Annotated in this window: 10 protein-coding genes; all 10 read right to left on the reverse strand. The window is 53.4% G+C overall.

Translation table 11 applies throughout. The features are described 5' to 3' along the window. Position 1: 1 nt before the first annotated feature. Positions 2–3,772 carry a helicase-exonuclease AddAB subunit AddA gene (gene addA, locus HMPREF1992_RS01825; RefSeq protein WP_021684109.1) on the reverse strand — a complete coding sequence of 1,257 codons (3,771 nt, stop codon included), beginning with the start codon at positions 3,770–3,772 and terminating at the stop codon, positions 2–4. Further along, the gene (locus HMPREF1992_RS01830) at positions 3,772–7,305 is read right to left on the reverse strand and encodes a PD-(D/E)XK nuclease family protein (protein ID WP_021684110.1); all 3,534 of its coding nucleotides are present in this window, start codon (positions 7,303–7,305) and stop codon (positions 3,772–3,774) included. Before HMPREF1992_RS01830 ends, addA begins: the two co-directional genes overlap by 1 nt. Further along, positions 7,302–10,382, reverse strand: a complete 3,081-nt coding sequence (locus HMPREF1992_RS01835; RefSeq protein WP_021684111.1) for an AAA family ATPase — start codon at positions 10,380–10,382, stop codon at positions 7,302–7,304. The genes HMPREF1992_RS01830 and HMPREF1992_RS01835 overlap by 4 nt, the downstream gene beginning before the upstream one ends. Then, positions 10,379–11,524 (reverse strand): exonuclease SbcCD subunit D, encoded by a 1,146-nt coding sequence (locus tag HMPREF1992_RS01840; protein WP_021684112.1) that lies wholly within the window; start codon positions 11,522–11,524, stop codon positions 10,379–10,381. The genes HMPREF1992_RS01835 and HMPREF1992_RS01840 overlap by 4 nt, the downstream gene beginning before the upstream one ends. 19 nt (positions 11,525–11,543) lie before the next feature. Next, positions 11,544–12,209 (reverse strand): deoxyribose-phosphate aldolase, encoded by a 666-nt coding sequence (gene deoC / locus HMPREF1992_RS01845; protein WP_021684113.1) that lies wholly within the window; start codon positions 12,207–12,209, stop codon positions 11,544–11,546. 11 nt (positions 12,210–12,220) lie between these two features. Continuing rightward, complete coding sequence (ligA, locus tag HMPREF1992_RS01850; RefSeq protein ID WP_021684114.1) at positions 12,221–14,242, reverse strand: NAD-dependent DNA ligase LigA; 2,022 nt, start codon at positions 14,240–14,242, stop codon at positions 12,221–12,223. Between the two features lie 7 nt (positions 14,243–14,249). Further along, a complete protein-coding gene (gene pcrA, locus HMPREF1992_RS01855; RefSeq protein WP_021684115.1) occupies positions 14,250–16,493 on the reverse strand; it encodes a DNA helicase PcrA in 2,244 nt (747 codons plus the stop codon). An 89-nt stretch (positions 16,494–16,582) separates the two neighbouring features. Further along, positions 16,583–18,229 (reverse strand): putative manganese-dependent inorganic diphosphatase, encoded by a 1,647-nt coding sequence (locus HMPREF1992_RS01860; RefSeq protein WP_037358016.1) that lies wholly within the window; start codon positions 18,227–18,229, stop codon positions 16,583–16,585. Between the two features lie 146 nt (positions 18,230–18,375). Beyond that, positions 18,376–18,732 (reverse strand): YraN family protein, encoded by a 357-nt coding sequence (locus tag HMPREF1992_RS01865; RefSeq protein ID WP_037358019.1) that lies wholly within the window; start codon positions 18,730–18,732, stop codon positions 18,376–18,378. After that, on the reverse strand, positions 18,722–19,048 hold the full coding sequence (locus tag HMPREF1992_RS01870; RefSeq protein WP_021684118.1) for an EscU/YscU/HrcU family type III secretion system export apparatus switch protein: 327 nt from the start codon (positions 19,046–19,048) through the stop codon (positions 18,722–18,724). Before HMPREF1992_RS01870 ends, HMPREF1992_RS01865 begins: the two co-directional genes overlap by 11 nt. Positions 19,049–19,071 lie beyond the last annotated feature (23 nt).

Genomic DNA, 19,071 nt, shown 5'->3' on the forward strand with positions numbered 1-19,071 from the left:
TTTAGATATTCCACATTTTTACTTCTGTGCCTGTATCAAGCAGGAAGAGATAGGATTCTTGAACCGGTTTGCCAAGGATTGTCTCTATGGCATCGCGGTAAAGATCGATCTGGAACTGATAGCGCGCCCGCGCAGCGGCGGCGGAGATTTTACGGTCGGTCTTGTAGTCGAGCAGGATGTAGTCACCGTTTTCCTCCTCAAAGAGAACGTCGATGATGCCCTGCAAAAATATCTGATCGCTTTCGTCCGTCGCATCTGCATAATAGCGATGTGCCGGTAAAAGTCGTCCAAACGGAAGCTCCCGATAGACTGCTGCTGCATCACGCATACGCCGTCCCAGTTTTGAACCGACAAACTTCCAGATCTTTCCAGGCTCAATGCTCTTGCGCTCCGCTTCGGTGAGAATTCCCTTTTCCAGAAGGATATCTGCCTGCCGTGCAATGGCATCGATGTCTGCGGCATCTCCCAGGTCGAGCTGCTGCATGACCGTGTGCATCGCTGTACCGCGCTCCATTGGAGTCAGATACTCCCGCTCTGTGGAACGAAGGAATCGCGGCACCTCCCATTCCTGCGGCGTATTTGACGAATCACCAACAGCAGGAAGAAGTGGAGCGACGGCTTCATCCTCAGCTGCTTGCCGGCGCTTAAGCTCGGTGACACTGGTCTTGGCATGGATCTGTGACGTTCCACGGAGATCATATTGCCAGCCCAGAACTTCCGCAATACGATTCGCGTCATCGCCCTCGGGAAGCGGTTGATCCTCACGTACGGCAGAGAGAATGGCATCCTCGTTTTCCTGTGCTTCTTTTTGTGTCGTGCGTATATTTTCGTCAATGATCCGTACATCGAAGCGCGCCTTTTGTTGACTTGGCGCACGGCGCACAATATCATCCGCATCGTCAAACAGCACTGCACCATCGGGATGCCGCATAAGGGCAAGGGCAATCCAATCGAGATAGCATTTTGCCCCGAGAACAGCCTCCTTTGGAAACACAGTATCCTCTGTCTGTGCGTATGTGAGACAATTCTCGCGCAGCTGCTCCAATGCGTCCCTGCCCTTGCGTGAAATGTTGAGTGTTCCAGTCAGAATGAGTTTTTCCTGCGCGCGTGTCATGGCAACATAGAGGATGCGCATTTCCTCCGCCATCGCTTCCCGGCGAATAACTGCCTTGACCTTCCTGCGTGACATGGTGTCGTATTTCTGCCGCCCTGTGACTGTATTCTCATGGACAAGAAGCCCAATCCCCTCGCGTGCATGGTGGAGCAGATCGCCCTTTGTATCCTGTGTATTGAATTGACCCGCGATATTCGCGAGAAAAACAATAGGGAACTCCAACCCCTTGCTTCGGTGAATCGTCATAATGCGTACGACATCCTCTGTTTCGCCGAGGGTGCGTGCAACGGAGAGATCCGTTCTGCGGCGTTTCAACGCGTCAATATACCGCAGGAAGCGAAACAGACCGCGTTCGTTTGTCCGCTCAAAATCAGCAGCACGGTCGATGAGCATACGCAGATTTGCCTGACGCAGGACGCCGCCGGGGAGTGTGCCAACATAGTCATAGTACCCTGTGTCACGGTAGAGCATCCAAAGCAGCTCCGGGACACTGTGAATGAGAGCATAGTGCCGCCAGCCTCGAATACGCTCCAACGCGTGCGCCGCCCTTTCGTTGAGTTCGGGGGGAAGATCAGCCTCCGTCGCTCCGGTCAGCATATCGTAGACACTGCCAATCGGGGTATGGATGCGCAGGGTCGCCATCTCCTCCATCGTAAGCCCGATCATCGGCGATGTGAGTATGGCGGCAAGCGGCGTGTCCTGACGCGCGTTGTCAAGGACTGCGAGCAGGGATAATACCATGCGTATCTCGCTCGCTTCGAAATAACCTGCGGTATCATCTGCATACGCCGGCACATTCTCTGCACGCAGTGCGTCGAGCAGAATTCCCGCACGCCCCTTTGCGCCCCGCAGGAGAATCACAATATCTTTATTTCGGATTCTTTTCCCATTGTGAAGGACAGATCCATCCTCCTTGAGTTCACGAATGCGGCGCGCGATAAAATGTGCCTCAATCTCGAACGCCTTTCGCTCCTCCTCCCCCTGCTCTTCTTCGTCGACGGAATAATCGGCGCGCAGGAGGTTGATCTCCAAGGGTTGTGCCAGCGACTTTCCCTGCGATATTTCACCAAACACGCGTCCCGGATTGAGACGTGCATTCTCATCGTATGTGATCTCTACGGCCTCTTTGCTCATAATCTGTGAGAAGATCTCGTTGATCGGTTCGAGTACCTCAGCACGGCTGCGGAAGTTTTCGGACATGGTCACGAGTTCGCCTTCTGCGCTGCACGTACGATATGCCTCATAGGTATTCTGAAAGAGTGTTGGATCAGCCAGCCGAAAACGATAGATACTCTGCTTCACATCACCGACAATGAAACGGTTGTGCTCACGTGCAATCTGGCGCAGGATTCCCTCCTGCAGTCCATTTGTGTCTTGGTACTCGTCCACCATGATGGCGGTATAATGCGCACGCAGCTCGTCAGCGATCTCCGTCGGATCGGCGATGGTCGGATCCGCCTGCAGCCGCTCCGGATGTTTGCAGAGAAGGGTGAGCGCCGTATGCTCGAGATCACTGAAATCGAGAATGCCGCGTGCCATTTTTTCTTTTTGAAGGGCTGTATGAAATTTCATTGCAAGGCTTGCGTATGCACGAATGGCAGCATTTGCACGGTTCTCTGTTTCGCACAGCTCCTGCGCGGTTGCAGGAAGCGGTGTAATGCAGGAATCCCATCCGGCATGAATCTTCTCCGTGAGCTTCAGCAGCTGCCCCCCGATTTCGGCATCGTACTCTTCGACAGCCTTGCGCGGAATGTTTTTCCTATTTTTTTTCGCCGCAGCCGCTTCCATGCGGAATGTGTCCCATGCGTTGTCATCGTTGGTATTCAGAGTCGCATTGAGTTCTCGTTTTACCCCCTCATAGAGTTCTTGATTATGTATGAGCGCATCGATGGTTTTTACGCAGGCCGCACGCAGGTCATGATCTTCGTTTAGGAGTGCGATCGCCGCCTCATAATCTGTGCAAACTTGAGTGATATTTCTTTGCAGCTCATCTGTGAGCATCCGAAATCCTCGGCGCTCCCAACATGGCGCGTCATCGCTTTCCTGCCCCTGTGCAGCCAGCCATGTCATGGGCGATGGCTGGCTGAGCGAAAAGGCGTACAGATCAAGAATCTCATTTTGCAGCTTCTCATCATCTCCCTTGATTCCACCGTAGGCATCGGCAAAGGATAGAAAGTCCGCTGCAGCGGTCTCATACTCATGTTCAAGCATCTGCTCAAATACATCGTTTTTCAGCAGATGTATTTCCTGCTCGTTTGCAATCCGGAATGTCGGAGGAATCTCCGTTGCGTCAATGTGCGACTGTATCAAGCGCTGGCAAAAGGAATGAAATGTCGAGATGTCCGCTCCCGTGAGCAGGACGCGCTGACGCTCCATAGCACTGATCTGTTCGAATGAACCGCCGCTTTCGGTCAGGACGTTGATCTCCTCATTGAGTGCCATCTCAATGCGTTCACGCATCTCTGAAGCAGCTGCCTTGGTGAATGTGAGGACAAGGATATGATCCAGGGACAGCTCTCCTCTGCGTACCTGCGAGATAATGCGTTCGACTAGAACGCGGGTCTTACCGGAACCTGCTGCCGCCGCAACGAGAATGTTCTTTCCTCGAGTCTCAATCGCTTTTTTTTGATCTTCGGTAAACTGCATCTTCTCTGCCATCACTCTTCACCTCCCTGCATAATGATTTGTGCAATCTCTTCCATCGCCGTCTGTGCATTATCCGCAATATCATGGTAGCAGTCCCCCCGCCCAAGATCCGGCTCAAAGGCACAGACGGAGCGATAGGCACAGAAGGTACAGGCATTTCGATTCTGAAAACGATAAGGAGAGACACGGATATTGCCATGCAGGATCTCCTCGGCTGTCTCACGGATCAGGACAGGCAGATACGAAAGGAGCTGTTCAAATTCCTCCCGTGAACGAATGAATTGTGCAGAACTCTTGGAAAGGCTGCCGCCTTTATTGAATGATATGCAGATGTGATCCGACATTTTATCAATCTTCTTCAAGATCTCTACATCATCGATCAACATACCCGTGAGCACCATGCCGTTTGCAACCTTTTGGTGCAGCGTATGATCGTCCAAACGCACATCGCTCTTGACGACGGGATTGACGACGGGCGCGTAGAGCATACCTGCGGGAAACGTTTCCGTGTCACTGAGCAGGGAACGCACAACGAAGAGATAGAGCAGGAGCTGCATTTTCAGTCCGTGACGAATCTCCGGAAGAAGGAGTGATGTGCTGCCTGTTTTATAGTCAAGTACGAGATAGAGATCCTGCTCTTTGGTCAGGTCAAATCGGTCGATCTGTCCACTCAGGGATAGTGTCATCCCGCCCTCCAGCTGAAACTCCATCAAGGGGATGTGATCGCCGCGGCGGCCGAAGCTGATCTCAAACCCGTAGGGGTGAAAGGAAGATGCCTTTGCCCACGAGGTAAGATGTCGAATGACCTGTTGTGCCGTGCGCCGAATCCGCTCGATCCGGTGGCGGTAAGCTGCGGAACTCATCAGGATGGAGCTGCGTACACGCGGTACAATTTGCTGCAGCAGTTCATCAATCTTTGCTGCACTTTTGACCTCTGCCGCACACCAGTCATTTGCATGTTCTCTACGAACCCACTCCCCGTACCCATAGAGAATCTCGTGCAGAAGCGTACCGAAGTCGCTGCTCTGAAACTCATAGACATCGCGTTCTCTGAGACCAAGTCCATACATTGCGAAGTGACGGAATGGGCATTGACGAAATGTTTCCAGCCGCGTTGTACTTCCACTGATACGGCCGTTACGCGCAAACAGTTTGCCTGCAATTTGATTGGAGAGTTCTTCCTCTCGCGGTGATGAAAAAAGCCCCCGCACCATCAGTCTCAGCAGCGGCTGCATCGCTGGATTGTTGCGCATCCAGTTGTAGACATCGCCCCAGAGAGGCCGCATCTTCCCTTGCTCTTTCTGTCCCTGCAAAGCTCCGGCAAGCGATGAAAGCACCGGATATGGGGCAGAGAGAACGAGATCGTCCTCACGTTCCAGCATGGCGAGCGGAATGGACAGAATATCCGGACAGAGCATGCGCAGACGTGCAATCAGGGGCGATGGAGCGAGCGCTGTTCCATCGACGGCGGAAAGTGCATAGGATACCCACAGATATTGACGAGCCTCTGTAAAACCGCGATAGAGCTGATAACGCTCCAAAAAGCTCTGCTCATGACTCCCGCCAAAGATTGTATGCTGTGTCTTCGCAAGGGATTCGCGAATGGAGAGTCGATCTGCATCCGACAGAACCCCCTGCGGCGATCCGGCACGCGGCATCGTCCCCGCATTTGCGCCGACAATATACGCTGCACGGATTCCAGCGAGACTGTTCTGATCAAATGCCGCTATTGTGACATGATCCAACCCCGGCGGAATAAGTGAGATTTCGAGTGCATCCAAGCCATCTCCCAGCAGCTCCTCGAAGTCGCGGGCAGAGATGACCTGATCTCCGCTGACCTCGACCAGCTGTTCGAACAGCGCCATACAGGAAGACCAGATCTGTCTGTGCGCGGCGGCATCTGCCAGACGCCCTTCTGCATCAGCGGTTCTCCTCCATAGTTCGAGTGTTTTTGACACTTCAAGCTCCGTGAGAAAGTCATAGAGCGCCTGTGTACGCTCATACGCGGTACTTCCGTCGCGGAAAAGATTCTGCGTTAGGATGGAAAGTGGCGTCGCGATACGTCTTCGGACAGAATCAAGAGCGATCTCCTCGGCAATCCGCAGTGCGTTTTTCTCCGTATCCTGTTCGTCTTCGGGGATCGTACGGCGGATAAAGTTCCAATCCTCGGTGGCTGTCCACTGTTTCGCTGTACGGATTCCAAATGCCAGACAATAGTTTTCGAGCCGGTCTACGACCTCCTGCCAGTCACTGCAAATCAAGCTCTCCATATCTTCCGTCAGGACGGGAAAAAATCCCGTACGCAGAGCGCGAAATACCGTATCATAGCCCCAGTTCCGCCATGCGATCTGTGTGGCAGAACGCAGGAGTTCGGCGAGCGGGTGATGTGTACTGGAACGCTTTGCATCCAGATAGCACGGAATCCCACAATCCGCAAAAGCAAGTGCCAAGAGATCGCCATAGGTATCTATATCGCGCACGAGTACAGCAATCTCACGATAGAGACAGCCCTCCTCCCGTGCGAGGCGCAGGACATCCGCCGCCACTGCCTCCGCTTCAAGGCGGGGATTGGCTGCCTCCACAAGTTTTAACGCATGATCCTCTGCGGGCGCAAGACGTGCATGTCCGAACAGCTGCGCCTCGACGGCTCTGAGCGAGTACTGCTGCATGCGATGCTGTTTCTCCATAAGGCGGATTTTCGGATCCGCCGCCGGATCTAGTTCGGCAAGGAGCTGCACCAGAGCGTGCATTGTCTGATAGCTGCGTGCAAACAGCCCTGTCTCCATCGTGTTTTCAGGCAGATTGATTTGAACGCGGTCTCCATCACGCTGTCCATCCATTGTTAGGCTTACGTGTATAACATCAGCTGTCTGGAAGAGTGCACGAAAAACCGCCATCTCCTGCGGATTGAAAAAGTCAAATCCATCTATCCAAATCTCTGCCCCGCGCAGAAAGGGGGCATCCCCCAGCTGTTCTGCAAGGCGTTCCATACGATCCGTCTGATCGGTCAGGCGTCCCTCCATACGCGCGGAGAGATCGTCCATAATGAGTGCAAGCTCCTTGAGCTTTTGAGAAAGGCGCCCCTGCGTATGTTCGCCATCATCGGCAGCATCGCGCAAAATTTCGGGACTCAGTCGATAGCGTTTAAGCTCGGCAATGGTGCGTGCCAGTGTCTCGGTAAAACCGCGCTTGCCGACCGAGCGCGCAAATACCGAAAACGCCCCCTTGTTCTTCAGCAGAATATCCTTGAGGAGGATACGTCTGCCGATATCGCTGATGCGCGGCAGATGTGCGCCGCCTGTCTCGAGGAGTACCTGCCGTGCAAGGCGGCGAAAACCGAATACATAAGCCTGCAAAAAACCCGCGCTGTCCGTCAGCGTCTGTGCGAGGGCGCGCTCTGAAGCATAGGTCATGTGCTCAGGGACGAGGAGAATACGCTGCTTGCCCAGCGGGGCGTGTGCCAGCTCTTTTGCCATCGCCGTAAGACAGGCATGCGTCTTTCCCGTACCTACACGGCCAATGATAAACTCAAGTTTTGCCGTCATAATGCCTCCAAGCCGCCCTGTGTGAAGCGTGCCTTACTGCCGTTTGCCGTACGCAGCACCTCGAGATGGACAGGGATACGTGCACGCAGCTCCTCCACATGAGAGATGATGCCAACGAGTCGCCCACCCTCCTGCTGCACCTCGAGGAGCGCCCTGATAGCAATGTCCAGGGTCTCGCTGTCGAGCGATCCAAAGCCCTCGTCAATAAAAATCATGTCGAGGTGCATACCGCCCGCATAGTGCTGCACGACATCGGAAAGTCCGAGTGCCAACGCAAGGGATGCGAGAAAGGTCTCTCCGCCGGACAGTGTGCGCGAAACACGCGGCAGTCCCGTATACTCATCGAATACATCGATCTCCAGCCCCCACCACTTCCTCTTTTCACCGCCTTCACCGTGTATGAGGCGGTAGCGTCCGCGGCTCATCATGATAAGTCGTGCGTTCGCGGCCTCAATGACATCACTCAGAATCGAGCGCAGGACGTATGTCTGGAAATGCACCAGATAGGGAGCTTTCGCTGCCGCAACGGAGGCGAGTTTGCCAATGACACGATAGCGCACTGCACGGGCAGCACCGGCTTTTTCAAGCGCGTCAATGTCCCCCATCATGCGCGTGAGCGTCTTTTGCCGCTCCGTACGGCTCCCCTGCTCCCGCGCGTGTTCTCGTACCGCTTGATCGGCAGCAGCCTCTGCTGCTTTGAGTGCCTCCATATCGGGAGCAATGCATCCATCTGCTGCGCTCTTCGCCTGTTGAAACAGCTCCTCTGCAGCCTTGCGCTCGCTGTCATACAGATTCAAACGCTCGCGCACCTTTTCCAGATGTTTGCTGTCCGCCCACTTTCCCTCAACCGCAGCATGGTATTCCTCCTCGGAGGCGAAGCCTGCTGCGTTCCATGCAGCCGCGTACTCCGTCTGCGCCGTTCGCGCACGCTGAGATGCCTCCTCAGCGGCACGCAGCGCCGCTGCCTGTGTGCTCTCCGCACGTGCATACGCGGCAGCACTTTCGTTAGCCCGCTCCAAAGCCTCTGTATATGCCCTTTTTTCCTGTGCCACTTCCTCTTTCAGGCGGTGAATTTCTGCGTCAATTTGTGCGTGGTCGCGGTATTCCTGCGGAAGGTGTGCCTCAAGTGCAGCCTGTTCGCCCTCATGCTTGTGCAGGAGATCACGATTTTTCTGTACTTCTGACTCCTGTGCCTGCTGATCCACAAGCAGCTTTTCCATTTGTTCCTTTTGTACGGCAAGCTGTGTCGTGCGTTTTTCATGATCCGTCTGTGCCGTTCTTAATTCCTCATCACGCTTTTGTACACGCTGCGACAGGCTTTCCAGCGTATCAGAAGCAAGATACTCGCTCAGCAGTTTCTGCTCATGGGCGCAGCTCTGCAGTGCACTCGTATGCTCTGCTTTTATTTTTTCCAGTCTATGCGCGGCTTCCTGAACCGTCTGTTCCACAGAATCCACTGCTTTTGCGCATTCTTCCACCACCTGCTCGGACGGGATATCCTCCGTGTGCATGGCGGGCATCGGATGTGACAGCGCACCGCAGACGGGACAGGGAGCGCCGTCCGCAAGCGTCTCGGCAAGCCGCGCGGCACTGCCGAGATCATAGAGAGTCTGCATCTGCCGCAGCTTCGATTTCGCTGCTGTCAGAAGCTCCACGGAGGACTGCCATGACTTCTGTGCAGCAGCTTCCTTTCGGCTCAGTTCTGCCGCCTGCACATTCAGTTCCTCTATGCGGGCAGCAGAACTCTGACAACGCTTCAGGCGTTCTTGTTCATGTTGAACGGCCTCGCGTGTCACCAATATTTTTTCAAGTGCGGCGATGCGATCTTCGTTTTCCTTGTGCTCTATACCGAGCATCTCGATGCTGCGTGCGCTGTGTTTCAGACGCTCCTCGGCACGCACACATGATGCACGCAGCGCCTCTGCAAGCTTTCGGCAGGTATGGAGCTGCGTGGCGCGCTCCGCATAGTCTGTGAGCACTTGAATACGCTCTGCTTTCTTGGTGCGCTCCGGCTCCTGCTTCTCCGCAGCCTCACGTCTCTGCTGCGCCGCATGAAGCTCTTTTTGTGCAGTCTTGATCTGTGTCTCTGCTGTTCTTTGTTCGTCTGTCCGGCGTTTTTCCAATGCTGCTGCATCGATTGCCATGTGCTCTTTGTAGAGAACAGGATGAGCACGTTCAGCACGTTCCAATCGAACCCGAAAATCCCGCACAGATTCTCCCTGCGCCTCTTTCTCTGCAAAGCGTTTCTGTGCAGCCGCAAGATCTTGTAATTTATGTTCTGCCGCCGTGCCTGCCTCACGTGCACGACGCGCATCCTTTTGACGATCTTCAAGGGCTTTGAGTTCTTCAGCATGGCGGTCAATCGCCTCTTTCAGTTCGGCAATACGCGCACGCAATTTATCGCTTGTGTTCAGATTTTCCGAGCGAAGCATCTGGTCAATATGCTCGCGTTCCTCTTTTGCCGCATTTTCCAGATCTATGGACTCCTGAAGCAGGGCTTCTTCGAGGCGCTGATACCGCTCTGTACGAAAGATGCGCTGCATGATGGCACTGCGATCCTTCACCTCCGCAAGGAGAAAGCGCTGAAACTGTCCCTGCGGCAGGAGAACGACCTGACGAAACTGTTCCGCATCAAAGCCGATCAGCTGACCAATCCGATCTGATACCTCGGTCACAGTCGAAGCCAGCAGCAGCTCTTCTCCGTCCTCACCCTCGTCCGGGAGTCGGTAGAGATGTCCCTTTGCCGTACGCGTTGTCATTTTTCCCCGCGACATACGCTCGTATGCCGGTGAGCGCAGGATCCGATAGCGACGGCGGCCAAGCGCAAATACATACTCCACTTCCGTCACCCGTTCAGGCGGTGCTGTGGAAGAGCGGAGTGTTGTGCTTTTACGAATATTACCGCTTGACTCGCCATACAGCGCAAATACAATGGCATCCAATATCGTGCTCTTTCCTGCTCCTGTCGATCCATGGATGAGGACGAACGGAGCATCTCCAAGAGCTTTTTCAAAATCCAATATCTGCTCCTCAACGTATGAACCGAACGCCTGCAGGCGTAGTTTGAGAGGTCTCATTCGGCACGTACCTCCTGTTCCATCAAATCAATCACACGGATGAGTTCGCCGCGCTCCGCCTCCGTCATCTCGGATGCGGTCACCTCCGTAAAGAAATCGGAAAATAGATGTAGGTCGGACTTACCGCGCTCGTATGTTCGCTCCGTAGAGGAAAGGCGATTGACATTGATGTTCGGTCGTGTGATCGTAAAGAGGTTCGGATAGATCTTGCGCAGCTTCTCATGTGCGGCAAGTACGGCATCCGTATCGAGCAGTTCTACGCAGATATAATCATCGTGTGCAAGCGGGTCAAAGCCATCGCTCATAATCTCTGCTATCGTGCCTTTTACAATGCGTACATCATGACGCGGCGCCAGCGGATAGAATGTATGAGATGCATGTCCCACAGCATCCAGTTCGATGAGTTCAATGCCCTTTTTCTGATGTGCTTCGTCAAAGGAGTATTTCAGCAAGGATCCCGAATAACGAATATGATCTGCTCCAGCTCGCTGCGGCGCATGCAGATGTCCAAGCGCCGTATAGTTGTATGCAGCAAAATTCTCCGCATGTACCTGATCGCTGCCGCCCACGGAGAGCGCATTCTCCGACTCTGAACTCTGCCCGCCGATGACAAAGGCATGGGCAACAGCCACGCTGCGTGCACTGGATGGAATCTGTTCGCGCGCCGCTGCAATCTGCACAGCAAGCGCACCGTCAAAGGACGGGGGTTCATCGAGAGTGAATGCCTCACGTACATGAGGAGGATCTCCATATGGCAGGAGGGAGAAATAGACATCGCCAAATTCGTCCGAAAGAATGACAGGAGGCTCTGCTGCACGTACGACGCCAGCCAAATAGATGCCGGACGAACGAAGAAGCTGTGCGCCAAAGTCGAGGCGCACAGCACTGTCATGATTTCCGGCAATGAAGAGAACACTGATTCCCCGCTCGGAAAGCTTTGTCAATATTGTATTGAAGAGTTCCACCGCCTCCGGCGGTGGGATGGCGCGGTCATAGACATCTCCCGCAATGACGAGCGCGTCGGGGCGCAGATCAGCACAGAGCGCAAGGAGTTCCTCCAATACATACGCCTGATCTTCTGTCATGTGCCGCTGCCCAAAGAGTTTTCCCAAATGCCAATCCGCCGTATGGATGAACCGCATGACATTCCCTCATTTCATATTATGATCGCGCTTCCTCAGCAAGAATTCCCGCGACCGATGAACTGCCGATTCCCAAGCGGTGGACGCCCATATCCAAAAATTTCTTTGCCGTCCGATAGTCCCGAATCCCGCCGGATGCCTTGACCTTGCATCTTCCACGTGCAGTCTCCAGCATGATACGAAGCTGCTCCTCCGTCGTACCCGTCCCCAAGAACCCCGTCGCTGTCTTGACAAAATCCGCACCTGCCGCAATGCTGACCTCTGTTACACGTGCGATTTCCTCGTCTCTCAGCTGGCTTGCTTCAAAGATGACCTTGACAACGACATCCCGCGCATGAGCCGCATTCACAACGGCACGGATCTCTGCCTCGACTTCCGCCCATTTTCCGGAACGTGCAAGGCCATAGTTCATGACCATGTCAATCTCTTCCGCACCGTACTCCATATAATAGCGTGCTTCAAGCTCCTTGACTGCAGCAGGGGCTTTTCCATGCGGGAAATCCAGTACTGTACAGACACGTGTTTTGCTGTTACGGCATAGTTCCACAGCAAGTGGAATGTCTGACGGCTGAACGCAGACAGAGCAGCATTCCTGCCTAACTGCCTCCATGATCGCCGCACGTATCTCATCGCTGGTCATGACAGGGTTCAGCGGGGAGGAATCAATATATCTGCTTAGTTTCATGTGCTATCCTTTCATTTCGGTCGGAGCATCTCTTTGAGTGCCGCCTCGTCCAAGATCGGTATGCCAAGATCTTCTGCTTTCTGCAATTTGCTTCCCGCAGCGTCCCCGGCTACGAGATAATCGGTCTTTTTCGAGACGGAGCCTTTTACTGTGCCGCCATGAGAGGTAATGAGCGCGGTGCATTCCTCACGCGATAGTGTCGGGAGGGTGCCTGTGATGACAAAGCTTTTCCCTTCCAGTGATGTTCCTGCACGGACAATCGAAGCACTCTCAAAATTCACACCTGCTGCACGGAGTTTATCGAGCAGTGCCACTCCGGATTCGGAGGAAAAGAAATCCGTGAGCTTCTGCACACTGACCTCGCCCATGTCCGGAACGGCACGAATGCGCTCCGGATCTGTACGCGCAGCATCCTGCAATGCGTCGATGGATGGAAATGTCTGCATGAGCGAAATGGCTGCTGCACGACCGATGCCCGAGATCCCGAGACCTGTAAGCAGACGATCCGGCGTATTCGTCTTGCTCGCCTCGATCGCGCCGAGACGATTGTCCACACTTTTTTCTCGCCCAATCACCCCAGAGGAAATCAGTTCACTGCGATGCAGGTGGAGCGAATATATATCCGCAACATCATGCAGATAACCGCTCCGTGTGAGTGCGATGATCGCCGATTCTCCAAAGCCCTTGATATCCATTGCATTGCGGCTGACAAAATTCAAGATATGGTTCTCCACCTGTGCGGAACACGCGGGATTCTGACACTTCATATCGGCAGTATCCGTCTCCCGCACGGCATGAGATCCGCAGACGGGGCATTGATCCCCGATCACATAAGGAGCTGTTCCCTCCGGGCGCTTCTCCATGACGACCGCCTTGACCCGCGGAATGATCTCCCCCGACTTGTAGACGAGGATCGTATCGCCAATGCGTACATCAAGGCTTGAAATATAGTCTTGATTATGGAGTGTCGCACGTTCAACGCGCGTTCCGCAAAGCTGTACGGGATCGAAGACCGCCGTCGGCGTAATGCGTCCCGTACGCCCGACAGAGAGTTCGATTGTGCGGAGAACGGTCTCCTTTTCCTCGGGGGGATATTTATAGGCGATTGCCCAACGTGGTGCTTTTGCAGTTGCGCCGAGCTCCGCGCGCTGCACAAAATCGTTGACCTTGACAACGGCACCGTCAATATCATAGGGGAGTTCTCCCCGCCGTGCACCAATTTCCGTAATTGCTTTCCAGACCTCATCCGCTGTACGACAGACGCTGTAATTGGCGATGATCTTAATCCCCTGCGCCCGCATAAACTCGTATGCCTCTATATGCGAGGAAAAACTATGCCCCTCAGCACGCTGCAAATTGAATACAAACATGGAGAGTTTGCGCTCTCTTGTTACGCGGGCATCCAGCTGACGCAATGTACCAGCCGCACAGTTGCGTGGATTTGCAAACGACTTCAGACCGAGCAGCTCCTGCCGTTCGTTCACCTCTGCAAACGCAGCACGCTCCATATAGACCTCACCGCGCACTTCAAAATACGGCAGCGGTTCATGCAGCTCCTCGACAACATCGCTGATGGCGCGTGCGTTCAGCGTGACATCCTCTCCCTGTACCGTGCCGTCGCCGCGTGTAATGGCACGGGCGAGCACGCCGTTCTCATAGCGCAGTGCAAGTGACAAGCCGTCAATCTTTTCTTCGACCACAAATTCTGCCGTCGGGAAATGTGAGCGAACCCCCGTGACAAATGCACGGATTTCTTCCTCACTGAATACGTCCTGAAGGGACAGCATGGGCACATCATGCGGGACAAGTACGCCGACCTCGCGCTGTGCCGTCCCGCCCACCTTCTGTGTTGGCGAATTCTTCGTAATGAGTTCCGGATATTCCGCTTCAATCTTTTTCAGCCGCTGCATAAGCATATCGAAGTCATAATCCGAAATATCGGACGCATTCTCATCATAGTACTGCTTGGAATACGTTCGGATTTTTCGCCGCAGTTCATTCAGTTCCGCCTTAATTTCTTTGATGTTGCTCATACTGCCCTCACAGCTTCAAAATGGGTGCATATTTCTGCACGAATTTCTTGATGCCTTCCCCGGGAAAGGCAATCGTGAGTTCCGCTTCTTCCCCCTCACCGCTGATAGCAACGATGCGTCCATCGCCCCATTTGCTGTGCCGCACGGCATCTCCCGCTGTGAACTTCGCGGCGGCGTCGGGACGGATCACGCTCCCATCTGCCGCCGTATGCTGCGGCGGTGGAGGAATATAGGCACGCCGCGTACCAGATGTCCCGCGCCCCCAAACATCGGAGCGTTCGCGTGTATGGGCAGATTCCGCGAAGAAATCCGCCGCCTTGTGTTCGACAAGCTCCTCCGGAATCTCAGCAAGAAAGCGTGAAGGACGAGACAGTTCCGTCCGCCCATATATCGTCCGCTGGCGTGCATAGGTGAGATAAAGGCGCCGCTGCGCACGCGTGATGCCAACGTAGCAGGTGCGTCGCTCCTCCTCGATCTCCATATCATCGAGCAGCGTACGCGAGTGTGGGAAAAGCCCCTCCTCCATCCCCGCCATAAATACCGCCGGAAATTCGAGCCCCTTTGCCGCATGGAAGGTCATGAGTGTGACATTGCCGTCCGATTGTTCCGTCTCATCCACATCGGAGATAAGCGAGATCTGCGCGAGGAAATCCTCAAGACCGTTCTCTCCTTCTTCTGCTCCATCCTCGAAGTTCTTCGCCACGCTGATGAATTCGCGCAGATTTTCGAGGCGATCCCGATTATCCTCCTTTTTGTCCTCTTCGAGAGCAGCAGCATACCCCGATTCCTCGATCATGTCCTCGACAATCTCATGGAGAGGACGCGTTCCCACCTGTCCCATAAAGGTAAAGATCAGTGCGGCAAAATCCTCAAGTGCTGTCTTCACCTTCGCAGAGAGTTTTGGGATCGTACTGAGCAGCTGAGCGTCTGTGATGAGTTCAAAGAGTGAGATGCGATATTCTGCTGCGGTCTCCATCATGCGTCCAAGGGAGGTCTGACCAAGTCCGCGCTTTGGGACATTGATGATGCGCAGCAGGCTCAGCGTATCACGCGGATTGTAGATGACGCGCAGATAGGCGATAATATCCCTGATTTCGCGGCGGTCATAAAAACGTACAGAGCCAACCATCGCATAGGGGATGCCGGTCGCATAGAATGCTTCCTCGATATTGCGGGACTGTGCATTCGTACGATAGAGGACCGCGATGTCGCCATACTTGACATGGAACATCGTATGCAGACGCTCCACCTCACGCACGATGTAGGACGCTTCATTCTTTTCGGTCGCTCCCTCGTAGATGGTGATGGGATCGCCTGTCGGATTATCCGTCCAGAGTTCCTTCTTCTTGCGGGTCAGGTTATTCTCAATCACAGCATTCGCCGCTGCAAGGATGTTCTTCGTCGAGCGATAATTCTGCTCGAGCAGGATCACGGTTGCCTCTGGATAGTCACGCTCAAAGTTCAGGATATTCCGCATATCCGCGCCGCGCCAGCCGTAGATGGACTGATCCGCATCGCCGACCACGCAGATATTATGGTGACCCGCGGCAAGTAGCTTGGTGATAGCATACTGCGCGCCGTTCGTATCCTGATATTCGTCCACGAGAATGTATTGAAACTTATTCTGATACTTTGCTCGTATTTCCTCATTGTTTGAGAGCAGTTCCACCGTCAGCATCAGAAGATCGTCAAAATCCAGCGCATTGTTTGCACGCAGTTTCGACTGATAGAGGTCATAGACCTTTGCCACCTGCTCTGCAAAGAAATCCGTCGCCTGTGCCGCAAACGCCTTGACATCAAGCAAACGGTTCTTCGCATCCGAGATGTGCGACTGCACTGCCCCCGGAGCAGTGTGTTTCTCGTCAATGTTCAGCTCCTTGAGGCATTCACGAATCAGCCCCTTCGTATCCGAGGCATCGTAGATGACAAAATTCTTCGCATACGTCCCCAGATATTCAATCTCCACGCGAAGGAAGCGGGCACAGAACGAATGGAACGTACTCAGCCAGACGTCGTGTGCGGAATCTCCAATCAGCGTATCTACACGGTCACGCATTTCGCGTGCCGCCTTATTCGTAAAGGTGATGGCAAGAATACGGTACGGCGGAACGCCATGCTCCAACAGATTAGCAATGCGGAAGGTCAGTACGCGTGTCTTTCCGGAACCCGCGCCCGCCACGATGAGAAGCGGACCATCAATGCAGGCTACAGCTCGCTGCTGCGGCTCGTTCAGCCCCTGAAACAGATCCATGAGAACTCCTTTTATCTGTGATTTCTACAATAAGAAAGGCGGGGCCGCCGCTATGGCAAACTCCGCCCCTGCCGTCATATCAACATAATTTACGATTTGATGCGTTTAACCGCTTCTGAAAGTGGTGGGATAATCTGCTTCTTACGCGACATAACGCCCGGCAGATAGAGATGCGTTCCGCTCGTATCCTTGCGGAATGCCTCACCGATAAGCGTGCGCGGCGATCCTGTGAAAAGCAGATAGGTTGCCTCCTCGAGGATGTCTGTAATCATGACGAGACTAAGATCAAAGCCCTCTGCATCACAGATACTCTTCATTGCGTCAAGAAGTTCATCCTCTTTTGCCATAATTTCCTTTGTATCCATGACGGAGGTCTGGCTCACAACAACACGATAGCTGCCAATGGTGAACTCCTTGAGATCATTGCGCACAATCTCCATCGGTGTCATATTACCCACACTGGAGCCTGCCTTGAGCATCTCGAGGCCATATGTGTTCAGGTCAACATTTGCAATGTCTGCAAGACGCTCTGCGACTGCTTTATCCTTTGGAGTGCAGGTCGGAGACTTGAAGAGCACCGTGTCCGAAATGATCGCCGAGAGCAGGAGCCCCGCAATCGATGGAGGAATGTCAATGTCGTTCTGCCAATGCATATTGGAGACAATCGTTGCCGTGCAGCCGACCGGCTCCGCATGCGTGTAGATCGGCTCGCTTGTACTGATCCCACCGAAACGATGATGATCGATGATCTCAACAATCTTCGCTTCCTCAATGCCCTCAACAGCCTGATTGCGCTCGTTGTGATCCACGAGAATGACCTGTGCCGGTTCGGATACAACGAGTCGATCACGGCTGACGAGACCGACGATGCGGCCGTTCTCAAGAACGGGGTAGTTACGGAAGTTCGTCTCCTCCATCGTGCCCTTGATATCAGACAGAAGATCAAGTGGCTTGAAGCAGACAGGGTTGTCGTGCATGATCCGACGAATCGGTACACACTGATTGATGAGACGTGCCACAGTATAGGTATCATAGGGGGTTGAAAGTACGAATATGTTGCGTTTTTCTGCCTCCTCAATTGCTTCGGGCGGAATACGTCCCCCCCCCGTCACAATTAGGCATGCAATCCCCTTCTCTATACATGCAAGAATTGTTTCTGTATGACGATCTCCTACGAGAACGATGTCATTCTCCTTGATGAGCTTGTGAATGGTATCCACACTGCCAGCAGCAATACGAATCTGTCCCTTAATCGTCTCGCCCTCTTCTCCTGCAACAAGCACATTGCTGTCTGTTGCACGGATGATGTCACGATAGCGCACGCGCATATCCGAGAGATTTGTCATGCCGAGCTCTTGAAAATAGCGTTTTGCCAGATCACTGACCGAAACGATACCAACAAGGATTCCCGTGCTGTCGGTAACGGGAATCGAACGCATATCATTTTCGCGCAGGACTTCGCCCAGAGTGCGCAGGGTATCGTGCTGACGGACAACAATCTTGCAGTCCATCGCAATGTCCTTGACACGCGGATAGAGATCTGGAATGAGAAGCGGCTGTTCCACATGGAAATACTCCAATGCGAATTTTGTCTCCTTATTCACCTTTCCAGCACGTGCCGCAACGGCATTGACACCCATCGCCTGTTTCAAATGTGCGTATCCGACCGCCGAGCAAATGGAATCTGTATCCGGATTGCGGTGTCCAATGACATAAATCGGCTTTGCAACGTTCAAAATGATACCTCCCTATCGCAACCTAGAGTTGCCGCATACTTTGACTACCATTATAACATACTCACGGATATGATTCAATTTTTGCAAAAATAAAAAAGATGTCGGCGTATCCAAAAGGAAAACACCAACATCTGTTTTTGAGAACATCACGCCTCAAATGCATTTTTGATATGATACACGCTCCAATCACTGCCGGCTGCATAGATCTCAAGGATATCAAAACGGCAGAAACTGTTTTCCATATGATTCATTCGCAGATACCAATAGGCTGTTTGTATAATCTTTTGCTGCTTTCTGTAATGAACGGCCTCTGCAGGAGTTCCATAACGAAGACTGCTTCGTGTTTTCACCTCGATAAACACCAATGTACCATGATCATCCGCAATAATATCAATCTCTCCGACCTTTGTGCGATAATTGCGCGTAAGTATACGGTACCCCTTTCGGAGGAGATATTGTGCGGCATAGGACTCACCTTGATCTCCAAGGATTTTATTGCGCATGCCGATCTCCAGCATGGCGATCGATCCGATAGACATGTGCCAGTACTTCGGCAATCGTACGATAGAGCTCGGGAGGAATCTCACGATCAATCTCAAGTGCCATCAGCATATTGACAAGAGACTTGTTTTGATAAACGGGAATACCATTTTTTCGCGCCTCTGCCAGAATCCGATCTGCCACAAGGGAGCGTCCCTTCGCTGTTACACGAGGAGCACGATCCTTATTTACGTCATATTTGATTGCAACAGCACGTTGTTCCTGCTCGACCAGGATATCCTCGACAGGCGAAGCATCCTTATCCCATTCTTCCGCCATCTCTCACCCATCCTTGTGCCCTA

Source organism: Selenomonas sp. oral taxon 892 str. F0426 (assembly GCF_000468035.1).
Classification (GTDB): domain Bacteria; phylum Bacillota; class Negativicutes; order Selenomonadales; family Selenomonadaceae; genus Centipeda.

What these genes read in the sequence shown, in the direction of transcription:
- addA (WP_021684109.1), bottom strand. Translation starts at nt 3,772, where the DNA reads ATGGCAGAGAAGATGCAGTTTACCGAAGATCAAAAAAAAGCGATTGAG.
- HMPREF1992_RS01830 (WP_021684110.1), bottom strand. Translation starts at nt 7,305, where the DNA reads ATGACGGCAAAACTTGAGTTTATCATTGGCCGTGTAGGTACGGGAAAG.
- HMPREF1992_RS01835 (WP_021684111.1), bottom strand. Translation starts at nt 10,382, where the DNA reads ATGAGACCTCTCAAACTACGCCTGCAGGCGTTCGGTTCATACGTTGAG.
- ligA (WP_021684114.1), bottom strand. Translation starts at nt 14,242, where the DNA reads ATGAGCAACATCAAAGAAATTAAGGCGGAACTGAATGAACTGCGGCGA.
- HMPREF1992_RS01840 (WP_021684112.1), bottom strand. Translation starts at nt 11,524, where the DNA reads ATGCGGTTCATCCATACGGCGGATTGGCATTTGGGAAAACTCTTTGGG.
- HMPREF1992_RS01865 (WP_037358019.1), bottom strand. Translation starts at nt 18,732, where the DNA reads ATGCGCAATAAAATCCTTGGAGATCAAGGTGAGTCCTATGCCGCACAA.
- HMPREF1992_RS01870 (WP_021684118.1), bottom strand. Translation starts at nt 19,048, where the DNA reads ATGGCGGAAGAATGGGATAAGGATGCTTCGCCTGTCGAGGATATCCTG.
- pcrA (WP_021684115.1), bottom strand. Translation starts at nt 16,493, where the DNA reads ATGGATCTGTTTCAGGGGCTGAACGAGCCGCAGCAGCGAGCTGTAGCC.
- deoC (WP_021684113.1), bottom strand. Translation starts at nt 12,209, where the DNA reads ATGAAACTAAGCAGATATATTGATTCCTCCCCGCTGAACCCTGTCATG.